The following is a 21,448-nucleotide window of genomic DNA, read 5'->3' as shown; positions in this document are numbered from 1 at the left end:
TTCTATGAAAAAAGCCATACTAATTTCAACTATATTCCTTTTTGCCGGATATGTTCGTGCCCAAACCCTCACCTCAGGCGGAAAGCTTAAACCCGAGCAGGCCATTATGGATGTTCGGCATTATACAATCTCTCTTGTTGTGGATCCGGAGCAAAAAACCATTAATGGTTTTACTACCATTGATGTAATCATGGCGAAACCAACCAGGGTTTTATTGTTTGACCTGTTAGATTCTTTAACTATCAGCAAGGTTTTAGTAAATGGCAAACAGGAAGCATTTGAATACAAGAATAACCTCATTACCATTAATACAGCCAAAGAGCTACCTGCCGGTAAAGCAAGCGTAAAAGTAATATATGGTGGCAAACCCCATGTTGCCCGTAGGCCACCATGGGATGATGGTTTTATCTGGACCCGCGATTCAACCGGGCACCAGTGGATGGCTATCACTGCCGAAGGCACTGGCGGCAAACTGTATTTCCCATGTAAAGACCATCCATCCGACGAGCCGAACGATGGCGTAGATATGTTTATCACTGTTCCTAAAAACCTCGTAGTTGCCGGGCCTGGATTATTAAAAGGCGTAAGCAAGCAAAAGGGAACAGCGACATTTCATTGGCAAACCAAATACACCATTAACAATTACAGTATATTATTCAATGCAGGTGATTATACCGTGGTAACCCGTCCGTATACTACTGTAGATGGGCATAATGTACCCATCCAGTTTTATGTATTAAAAGAGCATGCCTCTAAGGCCGAGCACCATCTTGATATCTTTGTAAAAACAATTAAAGAGCAGGAGAAATATTTTGGTGAATATCCCTGGGTAAAAGAAAAGATAGGCATAGTTGAAACTCCTCATCTGGGCATGGAGCATCAAACCATGAATGCTTACGGTGCCAAATTTAAATACACCAAAGTTGGGGGCGAAGATTACGATGGCCTGATGCACCACGAATTTGGTCACGAATGGTGGGGAAACAAAGTAACCGCCAAAGACTGGGCCGATTACTGGATCCATGAAGGCATCTGTACTTACGGCGATGCGCTGTATGTAAGGGAATTTGAAGGCGAGAAAGCTTATATCAAGTTCTTCCAAAACTCGGCACTCTCATTCGGCAATAAAATTCCGATTGTTATCGGGAAAGATATTGACGAAGAATCGGCTTATAATGGAGATATCTATGGTAAAGCTGCTTTCTTTATGCATACGCTCAGGTATATTATGGGCGATAGCACTTTCTTCCCTACCCTTAAAAGTTTTGTTACCGACCCACGTTATACTTACAGCAATTTGGCCAATACCGATGATGTGATGCAATATTTTAGCAAGGCTGCGGGTAAGGACTTGAAACCGCTATTTGATCTATACATCTACTCAATCAATAAACTTGAAGTACATGTAAAAGCTCAGCGAGGCGATAAATACCAGGTTCAGTTGTTAAATATAGATATGCCCTTGCCTGTTGACATTACAACTGACGGTGTTACCAAACGTTATACACTTGATAAAAAAGGCATCACCGTAACCAGCAAAACCATGCCGGTTATCGATCCTGATACTTACTATTTAAAGAAACTGATCATCGAATAAATAAAGTACTACTATCTTAAGATGAAACATGTCCTACTTATCGCATTTCTATTTGTAATGTTATTACCCGCCGTTAAAGCGCAGACAGCGAAGATAGACACCTCAGTTTATACCGAGGTTGAGCAACTTCCGGAATTTCCTGGTGGTGTTGAAAAATTTAAAGAGTATATATCGAATACTATAAAAAAATCCCCACTTAAAGACCTGCCTTCAGGATTGGTCATTATTACCTTCATTATAGAAAATAATGGCAGTATAACCAATACCCATGTAACCAAAGGGTTAACTTCTGAAACTGATTCGCTTGCCATCGACATAATAAAAAGAGGCCCTAAATGGAAACCGGCTCAGCAAAGCAGCAAAACCGTACGTTGCCTATACTCTGTACCTGTATTGTTTGGAAAAGGTAACGATATACCAGCCGTTGTAAAAAAGATAAAAGAGCGATAATCGGAAATATCTGCAAAACAAAAAATCCCGATCAAAACTGACCGGGATTTTTTATATCCTAATACTTGTTAACTGATTATTCAGCTACAGTTTCTTCAGCAGCATCAGCAGCTTCTTCTTTTTTAGCTTTTGGTGCAGCAGCTTTCTTTGCTTTTGGAGCTTCTTCAGCAGCAGGAGCTTCAACAGCTACAGCTTCTTTTTTAGCTTTTGGTGCAGATGCAGCTACTTCTTCAACTTCAGCAGCTTCAAACGGAACTACTGATACGTATGAACGATTATCAGCTTTCTTTTTGAAAACTACGATACCTTCAGCCAGTGCAAATAAAGTATGATCTTTACCAAGACCAACGTTTAAACCTGGATTGTGTTTGGTACCACGCTGACGAGACGATGATATTACCTGCGATTGCTGGTTGACCACCGAAAATTTTGATACCTAAGCGTTTGCTATGCGACTCACGACCGTTTCTTGAGCTACCGGCCCCTTTCTTATGTGCCATTTTTTATTTCTTTTATGGAATTGCAGAACAACTCCGGTTCAACCTTTAATTATAATGTAATACCGGTGATCTCAATTTTGGTAAATTGCTGACGGTGACCGTTTTTCTTTTTGTAACCTTTTCTTCTTTTCTTTTTGAAGATAATTACTTTATCACCTTTTAAATGTGACACGATCTTAGCCGATACTTTAGCACCTTTCAAATCAGAACCTAATTTGAATTTACCTTCGTTTTCTGCTAACAATACACTGTCAAATTCAATACTAGCGCCTTCATCGCCTTGTAACCTGTGTACAAAGATCTGCTGGTCTTTTGCAACTTTAAATTGCTGTCCTGCTATACTTACTATTGCGTACATGTTTGTTAAATATTGTTTTAAATTTCGAGGTGCAAATATAGGGATTGATTATTTAATAAACAACATCCCGATATTTTATTTTTTACCACGATTCTCTACATCAGTTAGTTTTTTTGAATCTCGGCTATCAACCTTTGATTAGCGTCAATCAGTTTAGGATTGCCAAAATAATCGGTATCAAAGATCACACGCTTGGTTTTTTCTTTGTATTTGAACTCAATAATGTACCGAACAGCTTTTCCATCAGCAACTTTCGACGTATCACCCGTTTCCTTCGACGGAAAATCCCAGAAACCCAGGTCGGCAGCTTTACGGTGCAGGTATAACAGGTCATCTTTAGTTAAACGCAAATGCTCTTTAACCAACGAATCGCGCCTGTCAAGGTATTGGAACATACCTGTACGTGAATCGTATTTATTTACAAGGCTATCCTTATGACCATACTGAAAACTGATCGATTCGAAATCAACGAAGCGGTATGGCGCATTCTTAATCATCATGCCATAATAATACACGCAGTACAGTATAAACGGCACCACAACAGTCATGATCAGAAATACTTTTTTTAAACGGGGAGACATATATAATTATTGAGTTATTGAATTAGTGAATTATTGTTTTTTCATCATGTAATTGCGAGGTACGAAGCAATCACGAACTATACAGAGCGATTCTATATCAGAGACTATCAACAGCTATAATTTATAGGTGTTAATGAACTGCATTCGGTCGGCTGTCTTCGTTTCTTATAATGCCATAATTATAAATTGATTATTAATGCTTTTTTTCTATCTACAAACTTGGGCGTTGCCTGCGGCCCGGGCTTTCCGTTACAAGTCCTCACCTTTCCTGCCCGCAATCCCAGCCCGCGCTGTGGGCTTTTCACTACAATCCCTAACGCGGCCATACGCGCCAGCTCTAAAATATATTTTCCCATCATCACTGCTTTTTGGGATTTACCCTATAGTTCTTCGCAATGACGGCATACTTTATTCTCTTATTATTTGAGTACCTACCTCTTCTCCTTCCCACTTGCTCACAACGGCTGTTGCCATTGCATTGCCTAATACGTTTGTGGCCGAACGTCCCATATCCAACAACGGATCGATACCTATTAGCAAAAACAAGCCGGCTTCGGGGATATTAAACATAGCCAACGTACCTGCTATAACCACGAGCGAAGCCCTTGGCACACCCGCCACACCTTTACTGGTAAGCATCAGCACCAATAACATGGATAACTGGTGCCCGAATGAAAGATGAATATCATATGATTGCGCCAGAAACAATGATGCAAAGGTCATGTACATCATGGAGCCATCCAAATTAAATGAATACCCCAATGGCAATACAAAGCTTACTATTTTATTACTGCAGCCAAAGCGCTCCAGCTCTTCCAGCACCTTTGGATAGGCCGCTTCGCTCGTTGAAGTACTAAATGCGATCAGCATGGCGTCTTTAATTCTGTTAATAAGTCTGAATACCGGCTTTCTCAATACAATATACCCGGCCAATATAATTACCGACCAAAGTACGATGAGCGAAAAATAAAACTCGCTGATAAAAATACCGTACGTTGATAGTACGCCTATTCCCTGCTTGGCCACTACGGCGGTTATGGCACCAAATATGGCTAAAGGGGCCATTTTCATTACATAACCGGTAATCTTCATGATCACATGTGCAAAGGCATCCATTGCTTTGACCACTATTTTGCCTTGTTCGCCTATCGCTGCTGTCGCTACGCCAAAAAATAAAGAGAACACAACAATCTGTAATATTTCGTTATTGGCCATCGCCTCAATAAAGCTCTTAGGGAAAACGTGACCGACAAACTCGGTTAATGATAATGCAGATTTCTTGATACCGGTACTTAAATGACTATCCGGAAGCGGCAGGTGCATGGTTTTGCCCGGTTCAAACAGGTTAACCAATAACATGCCTAATAATAAAGACACCAGCGTAGCGCTGATAAACCAAAGCATGGTTTTGCCACCAATCCGGCCCACAGCTTTGATATCCCCTACCTTGGCTACGCCTACCACCAGGGTGGTAAATACCAACGGGGCCACAATCATTTTTATAAGATTGAGGAAGATCTTGCTCAGGATATTATAAAGTTCAAGTTTATCTTCCCGCGCATCGGTAGCCTGGCTTTGCAGTTTAACCTGGGTAATTCTTTGTAACTTAAGATCTTTGTAGGCCGCAACCGTAGTATCGGGTAATGCTTCAATATTTTTATCAATAGCTTTAATTGCAGTCCCGGCGGTACTGAGCTGTTTATTCAAATCGGCAAAAACGTAGGTATTATAAATATAACCGGCTATCACACCCAATACCAGTGCGATAAAAATGAAGAGCGTCAGTCTGCTTTTTTTCATTTAATTTAATAAGCCTGCAAAACTACAAAATTTACGCGCTGTTTAAACAGGTGTGGGAATATTCTATTTTCCATTTAAATCAGATGAGAAAATAAAATCGTTGCACTCAGCAAACGCTATTTCAGTTTCTTCACTAATTTTGCGTACTACAATTAATTACACCATTATAATTGGAACCCCTTCGTGTAATTCGTTCTAATTGAATCAAGCTTAAAAGGCAATTCGTGAAAAATATTTAAACAATTAGTATTTTACCCGCTTATTTACAACATGAGTATCACAGCTTACGGATTACAGCATATAAAAAAGGAAATTCAGCACCTGCACAACGAGCAATTGGCCGAATTAATGCTGCGCTTGGCACGGTACAAAAAAGAAAACAAGGAGCTGTTGGCCTACCTGCTTTTTGAAGCCCATGATGAAGCCGCTTTTATTGAAAAAGTAAAAGCCGAAGCGGGTTTCATGTTCAGCCAGTTATCATCGCTGAGTTACAACGCAGCAAAGGGTATGCGCAAAATATTGAGGTTGCTGAGCAAGTACACCAAGTTTATGACATCAAAAGGTGCTGAGATTGATTTACTGATCAATTTTTGCGAAAATTACCTTGAATATGCCGACCGGCGCACCTCATACAAACCCTTAAGGCTGATATTGATAAGGCAGGTTGAAAAGATCCGTGGTTTAATTAACAAGCTTCATGAAGACTTACAATTTGACTACCAGGATAGTTACAATAAATTAATAAGCGATGCAGAAAGCAAGCTTGGCTGGTTTAAAAAGAATGATCACTTGTTGTAACATATAAAGTTTAACATCGTCTAAATATAAAATTAACTGAAGTGGCCAACAAAGAAGCAGCATTCAAGCAGATATATGAAGCTAATTCTAAAAAGATATTCCATCTGTGCTATGGTTATACCGGCGATGACGATGCCGCCAATGACCTGCTACAGGAAACTTTTTAAAGGTTTGGCAAAATTTAGAGAAATTCCGTAACCAGGCCATGATATCAACCTGGATTTACCGCATTGCTGTAAATACCTGCTTAACCTATTTGCGCTCGGAAAAACGCCAGGCCAAAGACGAGACTAACCCCACAATTAGCGGAAACAAAACGAGAAGAACTATCGGATAAAAACGAGCAGGTAGCTTTGCTCTATAAATGTATTTCAAAACTGGAAGAATCAGAAAGGATTATTATAACTATGGTACTTGATGAGGTGCCATACCCCGAAATTGCTGAAATTTCGGGTATATCAGAAGGGAACCTGAGGGTGAAAATTTATCGTATAAAACAAAAATTAACGGAGTTATATAACCAGTATGAAAGACTTTGATCATTTGATGTCGGTTTGGCAGGGACAGCCAAAACCAGATCAGCTTTCGGTGGATGAGGTGCTGAAGCAGGTAAAGAAGGGAATAAGGAGTATAACCCAAAAGTTATACTGGAGTATTGTGGCCATGGTTGTAACTGTCGCATTCGCTTTTGTCGTCACTTTTTTCCTGGCATTTAAATCTGCAGTTACTACTATCGGAATCCTCATCGTACTGGTAACCATGTTGATGTATCTTTCATTAATGGTACGTCATTACCACATTTTGAGTAAGCGCGATGCAACACTCAACCCTGCCGAATATCTTGACAGCCTTAAGGCATATCAAAAAAACCGCAGCAAAGTTATAGGTTGGTTTTATTATACCTATATATTGTTGCTCAGCGCAGGCTTGGCCATGTATTTTATCGAAGTACTTGAACATTCATCCCTCACTTTTAAAATAGTAACATATACATCAATCGGGATCTGGTTTTTGTTCACTACGTTTTACCTTAAACCCCGGATGTTTAAGAACGAGGAAGAAAAGCTAAACCTTATGATTGACAGATTAGTGAGGTTGAAAGAACAATTTGATTAAAGGATTAGTTTTTTAGATTTGCCTGATGGCTATTTCCGAAACTGTAACAATTCAAAAATTAACTTTAGCTGATGCCGACGTATTATTGGAGCTAAGCAAAAAAACTTTTTTGATTTCTTTGCTCATTTAAATAAACCAGAAGATATGGAGGCTTATGCATCTGTAGCCTTCACGCCGCAAAAAATACAAGCAGAGCTCAGTAACCCAAACTCTCATTTTTCTTCGCGATGCTGGATGGTGAAATAACCGGCTATCTCAAGCTAAACTATTGCCACGCCCAAACAGAATTTCAGGATCCTGCTGCAGTTGAAATTGAGCGCATTTATGTTTTGGCCGAATATCACGGCAAAAAGATAGGCCACCAATTTATTGATTTCACCTTAAAAGCAGCTACGGATAAACACCTGCAATACGTTTGGCTTGGTGTTTGGGAACACAACCTAAAAGCAATTGCTTTTTATGAAAAACATGGCTTTGAAGTATTCAGCAGCCATGAATTTGTCCTGGGAAGCGATAAGCAAACCGATTTATTAATGAGGAAAGCGATCTTATCAAGCTCAAAGCCGAAAGCCTAAGGCCGAAAGCTTTTTTGCTTTATTGATTTCTTTTCGCTTTAAGCCTTAGGCTTTTAGCTATTTAATAACGGCAATTGATAATTAACTCCAACCCTTAACGCTTTTAAGCCTGTAACGCCCTGTAACTCTTCCAGTTCAAGATATTCCAGGTCATCAAGCAAGTAACCCTGTCCTTGCAGGTACCTGATGTACTCGTCATATTCAGCAGCTTCTGTTGGGTTAAAATATACCATGGCTATTTTGCCAGGCTGGGTAAGGCGTTCAAAAGTTCCTGCTATTAAAACTTTATCAATCCGCTTTTTTACCACCTCGTAACGGATATTATAGGCCCCCTCAACGTCAAAACGCCTTTCATCGTTTCTGAAACTGATATCTATAGCGTTTGAGTGAATAAATATCAAGTGCGTGGTTTGCAAAGGACGTGAAAGCTGATCGCCAAGGTCGTTTGTCATCCGGGCTATTTCGGCCATTGACCGTAACTGCCACAAACGGATATTTTTAAGGTACAGCATATCGAAAACGCGTTGCGGCGCTATCGATTGCCCTATGTAAATATCATATTCCACCCCATCTGTACGGAATTTTTCAAAATAACAGGGAAATGATTCCTGCACTTCTGTCTGAGCCTGCTCCAGGTATTGGTTGATAGAAGTATTTATAAGCTGCATGGAGGTTTCCAGCTTACGCCTGTTTTCAAACGAAGCGCCGGTTTCCTCATTCATGGCATTAAAATACCTGTCAATAGTTTCCCTTTCGGCAGGGTAATTATTTCTGAAATGCTCCAGGAAAGGATTAATCTCGTTATGAAGGAAAGTATCCAGCATCAATTCATCATTGGTAGTAATATAACCGCTGATGCGTTCGAGCCACTCTTCGCATTTAGATACCAACTTGCCGGTAAGGCTTAAATGAATATTTTCATTTAAAACCTGGAGCGTTTCAATAAGTATGGTGAGCAGATTTTTCAAATCCTCCTGCAGGGCGCTGTTGCGTTCAACTGTGGAATTGCGGATATCGACAGCCCCGAACAAAGGGTAAACATGGCTGAATGATACTGTTTCAATTTCGGGGCTCTTTTTCTTCTTTCTTTTTTCCTTAAGATAATTCCAGGCCACTTCATTAAACTTCCATTGAACCGACGGTTGCAACGAGGTAAATTTATTTTTGATAACACTTGAAATGCGGGCCTCAAACTGATCGATGCTGTTTTGCAGCAATTGGGCAATCAGCGGGATAGTAGCCTGTAATTTCGAGAGCAGTTTTTCGTAAAAAACAATCTCTTTATATGAAAATACTTCCATGATGCCTACATTTTTCTTATTGTAGTACACCGGGAAAATTCCGTAAGATTTAATGCCGGCTTGTTTCAAAACCTGCAAAAAGGGGAATTTACCTATTTTTTCGTTGGTAATGGAATTGAAAAAGATAGGCCTCGGGTTTTGGTTGTAATCATCAATGATGGCGTCAAACGTTTCTTCCGCAAGGTTAAAATCTTTAGCGGCCTTAAGCAGGATACTTCTGGAGCATTCGTCGTTATCAAAAATAGGCTCATTATTGATAGTTAAAAAAGGCATCAACCCAAACTCAATGCCCGGGCTTTCGGCAAGGGATTTTAGCGAGCTGATGATGTGCGCATATTGCTCCTCCTCATTTGCCGAATGGTTAACAAGCTCAGTACGAATATTTTCGAGCGCATGGGTTAGCGTTACATCAGTTAATGTAATTATCGAAAACCCCTTAAATTTAAAAATATTGAGCGGTATTACCTTTTCAATAAGCTCAAGGCTGGTATGCGAATGTAAATACGGTTCAATAGTATCAAAACTAAGTTCAGGCAGTTCGCCATTCAATTCAATCTCCACGAAACGGGCATCAGTCTGGATATTAAAATACCTTGAAAGACCGGTTTCAGGATCTTCGTATGAAAACAGCAATTCATTCTTAATTGCCGACGAAAAGCCATACATCCGCTCAAGAATCAGGTTATAAATGAACCGCTTTTGCCTATCACTGAACATTTCGTTCTTGGATACATTCAACGCATATAAATTAGAATGATGACTTGAATGGAAATCATAAAAAGCCTCAGTACTGAAAAATATCTTATCAGGTACCGGTGTACTTAGCGCCCAGTGAAATTCCTTTTCGTTAGCTATTGGCGGTGTCAGTATGGAGTAAATGAGCTCCAGCATTTCCCGGTACTTTTCGGCGTCCGTGGGCCGCATATCCAGGTCAATACATATATCATGCTCAAAACGTTCCAAAACATAGCGATAAAACTCGCTTTTGAGCGTCTTTTCGGTAGCAATCCGTTCTTTTAAATGCTCCACGAACGGGTTAAATGTCAGGCATGTTTCAACCTGACAAATGGTGCATTCGTTTTTGCTTATATTGAGTACTTCTGTGTGCATTTTTATAACAGTTTTACCCTCTTTAAAATCTGAAACTTGTTGAAAGATAAGGGTACCATCCTTCTTCAGAGTAACCTGCAATTATCTTGATAACCGCGAGTCTTGCCGGTGCTACGTAAAAGCCTGCGCCGGTGCCGTTATGCCATTTATCTGAACTTTGCCCGTTTTCCCAAACACGGCCTATATCATAAAATCCTAAAACCCCTATTTGTCCTGGAACTATATAACTGGCAAAATCAGTTAATTTTATCCTCAACTCCAGGTTATTATAAAAACTATGCTGGCCGGCAAACCTGTATAACCTGTAGCCTAATAAGTTATCCTGCCCGCCTAAAAACAACGACTGATAAAAAGCGGTTTTTCCGATGGTAATGCCGCCGCCCACCCTATCGGCCAAAACAATGGTGCTTTTGGCATTCAGGCTTTTGTACAAAGCAGCCTGTGGCATAAGCTGGGCAAAACTTGTAGAGTTATTATTTAAGCCATTAAACTCCTGAAGTTTAATATTTACAAAACTTCCCCAGGCCGGAAGCACCTTATCGTTGCGCTTATCACTGGTAAAGTTAACAACAATACCGGCATGCATTTTTGTTTTGTCAAAGGTATAACTGTCGGGCGCGTTTGTGAGTAACGGATATGTAATAAATCGGCCGATATTGTCATCAACATCTAATTTATAGTACTGAAAAGCAGGGCCTACCGTTACAGAAGTGCCCGATTCATTGCGCCACCTAAAGGCTGGGCTAAAGGTAAAATTATCAAAGCGGGTACGGTAATATTTGCGATAATCGCCTACTTTAACAAATGGTGTTTCATTGCCACGGCCAAAAAAATTGATATTATCCGGAAAGTCAAGCTGGGCATCCATCAAAAAGTCGGCTTTGCCAAAAGCGTGGATCCACTCGCCGTTATATTTAATCTTAAAAGCCTTTGTAGTGAACGAGTGACTGGCAAACACTGTTTGCACATCGTTGTAAGGCAGTTTTTGAAAACCCTCCTGGTGAGTATATTTAAAACCTGCTCCAAGCAATACGCCCTCATCCGGGTTGTAAGAGATATTAGCCAGCGGCGCTATCACATTCATCAGGTTAACCCTTAAGTACGATGTATTAGCGCTATCCTTACTTATGTGTTTGTTAACCCTTGATTCATCGCCAGTTATAGTCAGCTTTTTGCCACGGTCATAAAGCTGTACCGTGTTAAGCGATTTTACAATATTGTAAGTTTTGGTGCCTGTGCTATCAATAAACCGCAGCTTAATTGGCGATGTGGCATTATCAAGCACTACTTTATCATCACCGCCGCTTACATAAATGCGGAGCTCTTTGGTAATATCAGGATGATAATTCTGGTTCATGAGCGTATCCTTAATCTCACCATCTTTATTGATCTTATTGATGATCACGTTGAGGCTGCCATTAGGCTCATCTTCCACCGTTACCAGCTCATTTTTATTTGAAGTATGGATATCAACTATTTTATTGATGAATTTGTAGTAATACTCCATTTCGGCCGGGATATTGGCTCGACGCTCCTTCAGTTGTTTCAGCAATACATCATGTCTTAATTTGTACGATGATTCGGGCAGACGCCTTAAACCGGCTTCCAGTACCTCATCAGTTTCTGCCGCAACAAAATCTTTTACAATTTTTGTCCATTGTTCATGACTGTATTGTACCGATGGCCATCGTTGCATGAACATGGTTTTCCATAAGGAATATTTTACGCTGTAGATCTCACCGCTAAAGCCCTGCAGGTTCGGCGCAATCCATGGCTGCGCTGCTATGGTTGGCAATACTCCCTGGTTGGTGTAAAAAACCTGATCGCGGTCGCGCGGAACGGCAGTATAAAATTTACCTTTCCCTTTATCCTCATCGCGCCAGCGCCACTGGTCACCATGCCTGTCCCAGTCGCCGATGAGCAAATCGAGCAGGCGGGCGCGTAAAAACTCCTCGCTGTCTACGGTATTATCATTGTCCTCCAGCATTTTACCAATCATCTTCACGGTATTGTCTGATTTGCCGCCTGGTTCGCGTTCTTCAAGCAAACAAACTTTATTGGCAAAAATATTAGCATATTGCCCTAAAACCGGATCAGCCGATACCACACCGATTATCGGGTTGGCATGGGGAACGCGAGCGGCGGTGGCCAGCGGTGGTACTATTAACGCCGAAAACGGATGCTGGGCGCTCATGGCATCATTAACCCAATCTTTGGCAAAGGTTTCCTGGAATTCATCGGGCAGGATCTTTTCAGGTTGTTTCTCCACACTACGCAGCACCCATTCCTTCCCATCCTTATCAATTAAACGAAGCGAATGTGTCTGGAAACCACCGCCAATGCTTTCAGCCTTTAATCCGCCATGAATTTCCGACAGCCTGATCACAGGAAGTTTGGTTTCGGCAGCCCACTCTTTGCGGTAGTTTTCACCAAACCAGCGGCGGTGAAAATTGCTTACGCTGTCATATTTGGGGTGCACCCTAACCATGATGCTATCTGCCTTGATAGGCGTATGCAGCATATCCGGAATATTTTTCACCGATGTATAAGGTTGTGTATAAGTAAACACCTGCTTAACTCCTTTATCACTGTCGATGTAATAGGTAAAGCGCATCCGTTTATCTATTAACAGATCGGCAGTTACATAGCCTTGAGTAGCATCAGCAAAAAGGGAGTATTTACCTTTAATAGCATAGGTTTGCTTGGCACCTGCGCCGCTAACCACCTGCAACTGTCTGCTTTTGATGAATTGCAGCCCATGCTCATGACCCGCCACATGGATAAGGTTTGGAAAACTGCCAAAAACAGCATCAACCTTTCTGATCATGTCTTTATACAAGGGATGCCCCAAATCTTCGGGGTTTGAAAATGCAGAGCGTAAAAACGGGTAAAGCGAACCGATAACAGGCAACGGTACCCAAAGGTCTTTATTGGCTACGGTAAGCGGGAAAATATGATCTTTAAGCGAAAAATATCCACCATGTGTACCATAACTCTGGAATGGATGATGCGATGCCAGGATGATAACCTTATCTTTGTTTCGCTCAAATATCAGCTTGATCTTATCGGCAATGTCATCTTTGTTTTTGCAATCGCACTCGGCGCCGGGGTTACTTTTATTGAATGGATATAGCCACCATTCGCTATCGAATGCTATTACTGTAAGATCCTTTGTCAGGTTAATCTCAACTGGATCAGGGCAGCCATTTTCAGGCACCATTTTAAGCAGTTTATCACCCTGCTGATTAAGGTACTCCCACTGTCGTTTTATTTTGGCTAAACCAAGCGGGCCCATTTTATCCCAGTCATGATTACCGGGTATAAAGTACACAGGCGCACCGGCAGCCCGCATAGGCTGGTATTGCGATTGCAGGATCTTTTGGGTTTCGGCTTCTTCCGGGCTACCCGGCAATCCTATCCCCCGTGGATAAATATTATCTCCCAGATAAAATACCGAAGTTTTATTTTTAAGCACATTGGCTGCCGCATGTTTTAAAACGGCACTTTGCTGCATGTCTATTTCGCCGGCGTCGCCAATTAAAATCATCCTGTACTGTACCGAATCCTGGGCCTGTGTTTTTAGCGTGCCCAATAGTAAAACAAACAACAAGGGTAGTTTTTTAATCATGAGGTTTGGTTGAGATGTATGTAGTATTTGCACTATTTGTGCTTCAAAGCACTATTTCTTAAAGCTGAATTTCAATATATTGCCAGCACTTAACTGATCGCCCTCGTTTGAGATATACAGGTTGCGCTGGTTATCAAATGCCATACCTTCGGGCTGTCCGAATATGGTAACACTTAAAGGATAAACATTTTTCACTTTCCAGTTAGCATCGGCAACTACCAGCATTTTATTTACCGACGAAAGGATATACCACTCATTGGTAAATGTATTTTTTGCTATTGCCGAAGGGCGAAACGGTACACGCTTTTTATCAGCCAACCGCTCAATTTCCCTAACATCTATTGCAAAACTGCCGGTCTGTTTCAGGGTACCGTCTGCCTGGATTTTCAAAATATAGCCGGTGCTGCTTTGGGATGTTTTTTCATCAGCACAATGCTTGCACAACACATAAACCAAACCGTTTTTTTCATCGGCACACATAGCTTCAAACTCACCTTCGGGTAACTGGCCTTCAGTTTTTTGTACGTTGGTTACTTCTTTAGTCCTAACCTGGTTAAACGGAAAAGTAAATAACGTACCATCGCTTTTTAGCATGATCACCTGTTCACGGCAAATGGCCACATCCTCATAGTCACCGCTTTTGCCAAACTTGGTATAGTTAGCTTTTTTATCGCCCAGTTTCAGGTTAAACAAAAAGCCTTCTTCGTCCTGCTCGGCATAAACCGAATCATTTTTACCATTGTGAAAGGCAAAACCTGAGATTTCGGTGAGATCTTCGGGCATTTTATATTTAACAGGATTATTAAGGTCGTATCCCGTCGGACTGGCAGGGATTGCCTTTTCTTTATTTTTACAAGAGATGATCAAAAAAACTACGGCCACGGCAAGCATGCCGGCTACATAAAGGGTCATTGCTCGTTTAGCACCTTGTTTTTTAAACCCCGTCATATTTTTTGCTGTAAAAGTTCATAAATGGCCCGCTGCGATTGTACCGGCGGTTCAGTTTTATCAACCCTTATGTTTTGCAATTGTTCATTTAATTTTACAGCCTGCACATTATCGGCCAGTTGAATATCAAGCATGGCAATTACCTCGTTCCTGATGCGCTCATCATAAACCGGAAAACACACCTCGATACGGCGGTAAATATTACGGTTCATCCAATCGGCCGAGCCCATGAAAACCTCCTGGTCACCGCTGTTATGAAATATAAAAATACGTCCGTGCTCCAGGTAACGATCAACTATACGTCTTATGGTGATGTTTTCGCTCATACCCGGCACCCCGGGTATAAGGCAGCAAATGCTACGTACAATCATCCTGATCTTCACCCCTGCCTGCGACGCTTCGTAGAGTTTGCCAATCAGCACCCGCTCTTCCAGGTTATTGAGTTTTATGGTGATCCCCGCCGGCTTCCCTTTACGGGCCTGCTCAATTTCCCTGTCTATAAGCTCAATAAACTTTGATTGCAAATTAAATTGAGCCACCAGCAGGTGTTCAAAATCAATATCATATCCCTCGGCCGATTTTGCTTTTTTAGCAAGGTAGATAAACAGCAGGTCCATTTCTCGCAGCAATTGCGGATTGGCCGTCATCATTATATGATCTGTATAAAAGGCAGCAGTACTTTCGTTAAAATTACCGGTTGCTAAAAGTCCGGCATATTTAACACGGCCATCAACAAAGCGCTTTACAAGCCCTACTTTGGCATGTACCTTTATAGCTTTATCGCTGTAAATTATATCGGCACCGGCCGCCTTTAGCTTTTTAGCCCATTTGATATTGTTGGCTTCATCAAACCGGGCCTTGAGCTCAACCAACACGCGCACCTTTTTACCACTCTGAGCAGCGCTGATCAGTGCATTTACAATCCGCGAATCGCTGGCTACGCGGTAAAGCGTTACAGAAATTTCCTCAACACTTTCATCGATAGCTGCCTCATTAAAAAACCGGAGAATAGAGTTATAGGATTGATAAGGTGCGTGAAAAATACAATCACCTTTATCAATGTAATCAAATATAGATTCTGTCCGCGCTGATCTGCCTGTTCGCCAATGGCGGCCATTTAGTATATTTTAAAGATGGGATACCTACCGGCAAACCCATTAAATCTTTAAGGTTATGGTAAAAGCCGCCTTCAACAACACTTGATCCCAGTACACCCAGTTTATCTTCAACCAAATGCAATATGCGCAACGGAATCCCTGGCTGGTGCAAAAAGCGTGTTGCCAAACCCAGGTCACGTTTTAGCAATTGTTTTTCAATCTGCTCCTGAACGTCGCCATCATAGTCATCTTTAAGCTCAAGCTCAGCATCGCGGGTTATTTTGAAGCTGTAACAGCCTTTTATTTCTTCGGTTTTAAAGATCTTGTCCAGATTATACCGCACAATATCATCCAGGAAAATGATGTATTGTTTACCTCCTTCATTAACACTAAAAAACCGCGGTAACTGGTTTGAGGGAATGTTGAGGATCACTGACCTTTCCTTCTTCTTATCCAAACCAAGGTTCACTAAAAAGTATAGCCGGTTATTTTCGGGGAAGAATTGTTTTTTACCGCCTACCAGGTCAATAGGTTGCAAAAAGGCAAGTACCTGGCTGTAAAAATAGTCGCTCACTCTATCTGCTATAGAAGCCGGAATAGGCTCATTGAACAGCAGGTTTACATTATTTTCTTTTAACAACGGAATAAGCCTGCCTGTAAAAACCTTCCCAAAGCGATTTTGCTGAGCTTCTACCAGTTGCTGGGCTTTATATAGTACATCCTCGCTTTCATCGACTTTATTAAGCAGGTTAAGCTTGTGCAGTGCCATTACCACCGGCATCCGCACGCGATAAAATCTCGTCGAGGTTGGATGAAAATATAGCAAGAAAATTTACCCTTTCCATTACGGGGAGTTCTTCGCTTTCGGCCTCCATCAATATGCGTTCATTGAAAAGTAACCAGCTCAGGTCCCTGTCGAAAAATGAGTATTCCATAGGTGCAGATTTTGTTTTTGGCAGTACCCCGACCGCCTACAATAACGAAGATATAATGAATGCTACTACCGATACAATAAGGCCAAACATGAATATATTGTACGATGCCCTGAGCAGCCTGTATTTTTTGCCAAGCACAACACCCTGCGAATAATTATCACGGATTAAGCTACCGTAAAGAAACTCCCGGTCTTCCATCATTTTCTCCATACCATCGCTGTAATCCTGGTATGACATGCGGTAGAAGTTACCGAAGAACAACAGGTTAACTGTTTTCTTATTGATATCCTCGGGGGTAAACAAACCCGGTGGGATTGACGGACGGGTTGAAAGTATGGAGAAGATCATAGTAGCCAAACTAACCGACAAGAGCATAAACGTTGGGATCAACAAATTAGAATGCTCATCAAGTTTACGCAGCACCAAACTGATAATTGCCGAAAGAATGATGGAGTTAACCGTGATCATGATATGGGCCTTATTATCGGCCATATCACTTAAACGCTGATGATTGCTGGAGCTGATCCTGAACATGGTTTCGATCCCGCGATCTGGCCTGTCATTCTTATGTTTTTTACCGCCGTGATCGTCATCGTGGTCTTTATCCTTTTCTTTTTCAACGGTAATAATGGCTTCACGATCTGTTTCTGTAGTGATCATGGCCGGGGTTTCTTTTACTTCAACATCAGCTTGTTTTTCAATTAGCTTTTGAAGATTTCTTTGTTTCTGATCGTTAAGCAGCAGGCGACAGTAATCTGTATAATACTCATGCCCCTGTAAAAACTCGATGTTGTAGCTGCGCCATCTCGTCCTTATCAATATCATGTTTCTTGATGGCTTCCATCTCTTTGCGTAACAGCTTATTTTTATCGCGGAAATCATCTGTACCTAAATGAAACAAATCTGCATCGCAAATGATCTGTTGCAATAAGTCGGCAGGGTTTTGCGGCATTTTAGTAGCTAAAATACAGCCGGATACTTTATCAATAACAGGCTGCTCAACTTTATGCTGTTTAAGGAAATGTGTAGCCAGCGCAACACTTTTTGATTCGTGATCCTTTTTATCAGTAAAATATCCGGTATCGTGAAACCAGGATGCAGAGATCACCACAAAAAAATCTTCATCACTTAACTGGTAGTGGTTGGCTATCTGGGTGGCCGCTGCAACAACATCTTTAGTATGCCTCAGGTTATGATAAATTAAATCGGGATCATGATGTACGTCAAAATAGGATATAGCGTACTGTTTTACCTGTTCTAACAGCGGTTGAAATTTCATCGTAGTTTTTGTTGTTAAAAGTAAATCAATTTTTTTAAAATGCCTATTTGCAGCTATGCCGGGGGAGAACATCATTTATCGGGCATTGTTTGCGCAAAAGACAAGAAAATGGTTGCCTTTATATTTACAAAACGCATACCATCCCAATATACTATTGATTTTCAACATCATAAATTCAACCAATCTCAATCATATGGCGATATTTCGTGGAATGTCAAAAATTTCTGTCAATTAAAAACAAAAACCAATTATAAATGGCCCTTAACTACCCGACAATTTAAGATACTGGTTCTTCGGCAACTCCGGGCCTCTCGTAACTATAATTATAAGGCGGATATGGCACAATGAAAGTTTCCTGCACACGCGACGATTTTTTGAAATAAGGGATCCAGATGGCCGCTGTAACTATTGATCGTAAAAATGGACTAAGTGCTGTTTCTGCAAGTTTACTGCTGATACTGGCAGCCAAAATATAATCCGTCAGGAAAAAAACGAAGCCAAAAGCAAAATAACCGGTAATACATACAGGCAGTATATCGCGCCTATTTAACAGCAACACCAGGCAAAAAAGGGCGTAAACCATTAATGTAATATTACCAATTGCCTCTATAACAACCAGCGACCTGAAATTAAACTCATGTTGGTTGCCATGGTACACATTCCAGGTGTGGAGGCTAAAATAATCGCCTGTAACCATATTTGAACCTGTCACCAAAGCTGTAGCGGCTAAGCCTATTGCGATTAATATAAGCCACCCTCCTATCGGCACAAAGGTCGATCCGTAAGCAAACACAATCCCCGGCGTTTCTCTTTGATAAAACCATACACCCAATAAAACAAGACCAACCGTCAAAAGCAATACAACCAAAACTAATGTACTATTTGTAGTTGATGGCTTAGCAACTCCCTGCGGCGTATAAGAAAAACTGTAGCCCAAGCTGGTATTATTAAGTTTTTTAATATCTCCCTTAAACTCATCGAGTTTGTTTACAGGCACATAGTCACTCAAAAAGGATAGCTTGTAGTTAAGCGATAAAGTATCGCCAGCAGCAGTGAAATCCGATTCATAGTGATAGTAGTCCCGCTTAATGGAATCATGATCTTCATTAATATTCCAGCCGCCTGGCAAAACCACCTTAATAGCATAACTGGCATCGTAAGGGTAGGTAAGAGATACCGGCGTTTTTATGCGACCGGTTATTGAGGGAAACTGGTTGTAAATAAAATTGGCAAACAGATCGGCGGTAAGTTTGTCGCTGGTAGAATCTTTCTTAAAGAAGTCGGCTATTTTATAAGTTTCTATGGTAGTAAGCTTATTGGCTTTCAAATCATCCTTTACGATAATCGAATCCTTAACTTCTATTTTATTATAGATCTTTGCATAATAATCGAGATAGCTCTTTTCTGTTTCGGCCATCCCCGATGACTCCAGTTTACCCCGCATATAATCAGCTTCATCGCCGGTGTAGGTGGTTTTTACGGTGAAGAGTACCGGTGATTTTCCATCCCTTACTGTGTAAACATCCTCTCCGATAACTTTACCGCCTTTTGATGGCGGAATAGTGGTGAGTGCGTCGCTTCCTGGCTTCAATACCAATCCTTTGTCATAACGCGGAAAGTAAATATCCGTGCTCTCACCGCCCTGGTTATCCATAGTGGCGTCAACCCAAACCTGTTTTCCGTTTACGTTGGCAGTTACCACGGCATGGTTAAAAGCATATGCTGTAGGTATGTATTGCTCAACATGTCCGTTCATATCGGCATTCACCAAAACCATCGAAGCGTCAATCCCTCCTGCCTTCAGCATCGATACCAGCAACAATGACTTATCCTTGCAATCGCCATAACGTTGTTTAAATACTTTTTCGGGGTTATTTGCGCGGTGCGAATACTCGCCTATTTCAATGCCCATGTAACGCACTTCCTGCTGCACCGTACGTACTGCTTCCCTGAAATATTTTTCCTTGTTATTACCTGCATCCTTTTTTAGCGTCGCAATCCGCTCGCCAAGCTCACCCTTGATATTTACTGCCGGCGGGTTTATACTTAAGGCCCAATTAACAACTTCGGGCCAGCTTGCAAACTCACTTACCTGGATAAAACCGCGTTCGTTATACCACGATGGCTGACTATCATCATCGTGCGCCGGCGGTACCTGGAAACCTTCATACTCGTAACGTTTTAAGCCGTTCGCTTCGCTAATGACAGGCTTAGGTACCGTATTAAAAGTTTTAAAGTTCAGCTTGCGCTGAGATGATGCAATAATAGCCGTATAATGATGTGCAATGGGCGTATACCACTGAACATACATATTTGAACAAAATTTACCGTTCAATATAGGGTTACGGCCCGTAATGGTATATGAATATTCAATCCGGTCGCCTTTACGGATATCATCCAAAATACATAAGGCAGAAAAACTTCCCTGGTAAATAAAATTAGAAAGATCCTGCTCATCGGCCAATACCTTAAAGGCCGAAGTTTTTAAGCGGTTTAATGGTTTACCATCGCGCCAAACGGTGATATCATGAAAGTCGAGCCGCTCATAAGCAGGATCAAAACTAACAGAGATCTGCGATGCATTCTGAATGCCGGTTTCGGATACTATTTCGCGGATAATATGATTATAGTCGGCCTGTTTTTCAACCTGCACCTGCTCTTCGATAAGCGCATAATAAAAACCGCGTTCAATAGCACGCGAGGAAGGTTTTTGATTATAAGGCTTTAACACACTAAGCCATGTTGGCCTGCCCGAAATATGCACCGATGGTGTATCGCCAAAAGCAGTCCCGCTGCACCAAAACAACATCACCAAACAAAGGAAAAACGTAAAACGCATTTTAAAAGCTTTTGTATACAGGCTCTGAAAATAAAGAAATTCAGATCAATTTAATGTAACTATTTTAATATTTAACTGTGGGGTTATATGGGATAATAAACGTATTAAACGGCAGGGTGACTGCGCGAAGGATTGACTCACCCCGGCGTTGCTCCGCTCGCCACCCCTCTCTACGCTTCGCGTATAGAGGGGATTTAAAGACTCTCAGGACTTCATGGTTTTATGGGATTAATGCAGGTGTAAAACGATCTTATTCAACACTTCATTTATGTTGCTTATTATTTCATCGTTTTCAAAACGCAGTATTTCTAATCCTAAATCAGATAACACTTTATAGCGATTTTTGTCATATTCTTTTTTATACAAATGGATTGCCCCATCTGCTTCGATAACTAATTTTGCTTCATGACAATAGAAATCGAGGATATAGTATAAACTTTTTCCAAAATATGATTGTACACAAAGAGGGTGTTGCCTAAGGAATTTTTTGCCGGCTAACTTTCTGTTTCTTAATTCAAACCAAAGCTTTTTTCAGT

At 41.2% G+C, this 21,448-nt stretch carries 17 protein-coding genes and 4 pseudogenes; 6 read left to right on the top strand and 15 right to left on the bottom strand.

What is annotated here, in order from left to right; all coding sequences use genetic code 11:
- Positions 1-4: 4 nt before the first annotated feature.
- Both ACQ86K_RS11245 and ACQ86K_RS11240 read left to right on the top strand, forming a co-directional pair.
- Positions 5-1,597, top strand: coding sequence for a M1 family metallopeptidase (locus ACQ86K_RS11245; protein WP_091167777.1), 1,593 nt, complete (start codon positions 5-7; stop codon positions 1,595-1,597).
- Positions 1,598-1,618: 21 nt separating this feature from the next.
- Complete coding sequence (locus tag ACQ86K_RS11240; RefSeq protein WP_091167780.1) at positions 1,619-2,047, top strand: energy transducer TonB; 429 nt, start codon at positions 1,619-1,621, stop codon at positions 2,045-2,047.
- Positions 2,048-2,123: 76 nt separating this feature from the next.
- Here the strand turns inward: ACQ86K_RS11240 and ACQ86K_RS11235 are convergent, their stop codons facing one another.
- The 5 genes and pseudogenes from ACQ86K_RS11235 to ACQ86K_RS11215 form a co-directional block, all read right to left on the bottom strand.
- Entirely contained in the window at positions 2,124-2,468 is a 345-nt protein-coding gene (locus tag ACQ86K_RS11235) for a 50S ribosomal protein L27 (RefSeq protein WP_431200372.1), read from the bottom strand.
- Between the two features lie 19 nt (positions 2,469-2,487).
- A pseudogene (locus ACQ86K_RS11230) lies at positions 2,488-2,547 on the bottom strand (50S ribosomal protein L27); the annotation flags it as partial.
- Between the two features lie 49 nt (positions 2,548-2,596).
- Positions 2,597-2,905, bottom strand: coding sequence for a 50S ribosomal protein L21 (gene rplU / locus ACQ86K_RS11225; protein ID WP_090467954.1), 309 nt, complete (start codon positions 2,903-2,905; stop codon positions 2,597-2,599).
- A 104-nt stretch (positions 2,906-3,009) separates the two neighbouring features.
- Positions 3,010-3,486: a hypothetical protein gene (locus ACQ86K_RS11220; RefSeq protein WP_431200371.1), complete on the bottom strand. Its 477-nt coding sequence runs from the start codon at positions 3,484-3,486 to the stop codon at positions 3,010-3,012.
- A gap of 408 nt (positions 3,487-3,894) precedes the next feature.
- Positions 3,895-5,286 (bottom strand): dicarboxylate/amino acid:cation symporter, encoded by a 1,392-nt coding sequence (locus ACQ86K_RS11215; protein ID WP_091167787.1) that lies wholly within the window; start codon positions 5,284-5,286, stop codon positions 3,895-3,897.
- Positions 5,287-5,556: 270 nt separating this feature from the next.
- Here ACQ86K_RS11215 and ACQ86K_RS11210 point away from each other — a divergent pair, with 270 nt between their 5' ends.
- The 4 genes and pseudogenes from ACQ86K_RS11210 to ACQ86K_RS11195 all read left to right on the top strand — a co-directional run.
- The gene (locus ACQ86K_RS11210; RefSeq protein WP_091167791.1) at positions 5,557-6,084 is read left to right on the top strand and encodes a hypothetical protein; all 528 of its coding nucleotides are present in this window, start codon (positions 5,557-5,559) and stop codon (positions 6,082-6,084) included.
- Positions 6,085-6,125: 41 nt separating this feature from the next.
- A pseudogene (locus tag ACQ86K_RS11205) lies at positions 6,126-6,623 on the top strand (RNA polymerase sigma factor).
- Positions 6,610-7,200 (top strand): hypothetical protein, encoded by a 591-nt coding sequence (locus tag ACQ86K_RS11200; protein WP_090525003.1) that lies wholly within the window; start codon positions 6,610-6,612, stop codon positions 7,198-7,200. Before ACQ86K_RS11205 ends, ACQ86K_RS11200 begins: the two are co-directional and overlap by 14 nt.
- 224 nt (positions 7,201-7,424) lie before the next feature.
- Positions 7,425-7,775: pseudogene (locus tag ACQ86K_RS11195) on the top strand (GNAT family N-acetyltransferase); the annotation flags it as partial.
- A 53-nt stretch (positions 7,776-7,828) separates the two neighbouring features.
- Here ACQ86K_RS11195 and ACQ86K_RS11190 read toward each other — a convergent pair.
- The 10 genes and pseudogenes from ACQ86K_RS11190 to ACQ86K_RS11145 form a co-directional block, all read right to left on the bottom strand.
- Entirely contained in the window at positions 7,829-10,186 is a 2,358-nt protein-coding gene (locus ACQ86K_RS11190) for a GAF domain-containing protein (protein WP_143020754.1), read from the bottom strand.
- Between the two features lie 22 nt (positions 10,187-10,208).
- Positions 10,209-13,814, bottom strand: coding sequence for a BamA/TamA family outer membrane protein (locus ACQ86K_RS11185; protein ID WP_091167802.1), 3,606 nt, complete (start codon positions 13,812-13,814; stop codon positions 10,209-10,211).
- Between the two features lie 51 nt (positions 13,815-13,865).
- Positions 13,866-14,762 (bottom strand): SdiA-regulated domain-containing protein, encoded by an 897-nt coding sequence (locus ACQ86K_RS11180; RefSeq protein ID WP_256337417.1) that lies wholly within the window; start codon positions 14,760-14,762, stop codon positions 13,866-13,868.
- A complete protein-coding gene (locus tag ACQ86K_RS11175) occupies positions 14,759-15,805 on the bottom strand; it encodes a phospholipase D-like domain-containing protein (protein WP_431200839.1) in 1,047 nt (348 codons plus the stop codon). The genes ACQ86K_RS11180 and ACQ86K_RS11175 overlap by 4 nt, the downstream gene beginning before the upstream one ends.
- Before the next feature lie 22 nt (positions 15,806-15,827).
- Entirely contained in the window at positions 15,828-16,628 is an 801-nt protein-coding gene (locus ACQ86K_RS11170; protein ID WP_431200370.1) for a hypothetical protein, read from the bottom strand.
- Positions 16,609-16,794, bottom strand: a complete 186-nt coding sequence (locus ACQ86K_RS11165) for a hypothetical protein (RefSeq protein ID WP_431200369.1) — start codon at positions 16,792-16,794, stop codon at positions 16,609-16,611. The genes ACQ86K_RS11170 and ACQ86K_RS11165 overlap by 20 nt, the downstream gene beginning before the upstream one ends.
- Positions 16,795-16,830: 36 nt before the next feature.
- A complete protein-coding gene (locus tag ACQ86K_RS11160; protein WP_431200368.1) occupies positions 16,831-17,613 on the bottom strand; it encodes a Pycsar system effector family protein in 783 nt (260 codons plus the stop codon).
- Positions 17,561-18,073 carry an HD domain-containing protein gene (locus ACQ86K_RS11155; RefSeq protein WP_431200367.1) on the bottom strand — a complete coding sequence of 171 codons (513 nt, stop codon included), beginning with the start codon at positions 18,071-18,073 and terminating at the stop codon, positions 17,561-17,563. Before ACQ86K_RS11155 ends, ACQ86K_RS11160 begins: the two co-directional genes overlap by 53 nt.
- A gap of 277 nt (positions 18,074-18,350) precedes the next feature.
- A complete protein-coding gene (locus ACQ86K_RS11150; protein WP_091167810.1) occupies positions 18,351-20,912 on the bottom strand; it encodes a DUF3857 domain-containing protein in 2,562 nt (853 codons plus the stop codon).
- A 228-nt stretch (positions 20,913-21,140) separates the two neighbouring features.
- A pseudogene (locus ACQ86K_RS11145) lies at positions 21,141-21,431 on the bottom strand (endonuclease domain-containing protein); the annotation flags it as partial.
- Between the last annotated feature and the right edge of the window lie 17 nt (positions 21,432-21,448).

Source organism: Mucilaginibacter sp. P19, assembly GCF_050632265.1.
Lineage (GTDB): Bacteria > Bacteroidota > Bacteroidia > Sphingobacteriales > Sphingobacteriaceae > Mucilaginibacter > Mucilaginibacter gossypii.
The sequence above is the reverse complement of the archived record's forward strand: the minus strand, read 5'-3'. Positions and strand labels throughout refer to the sequence as shown.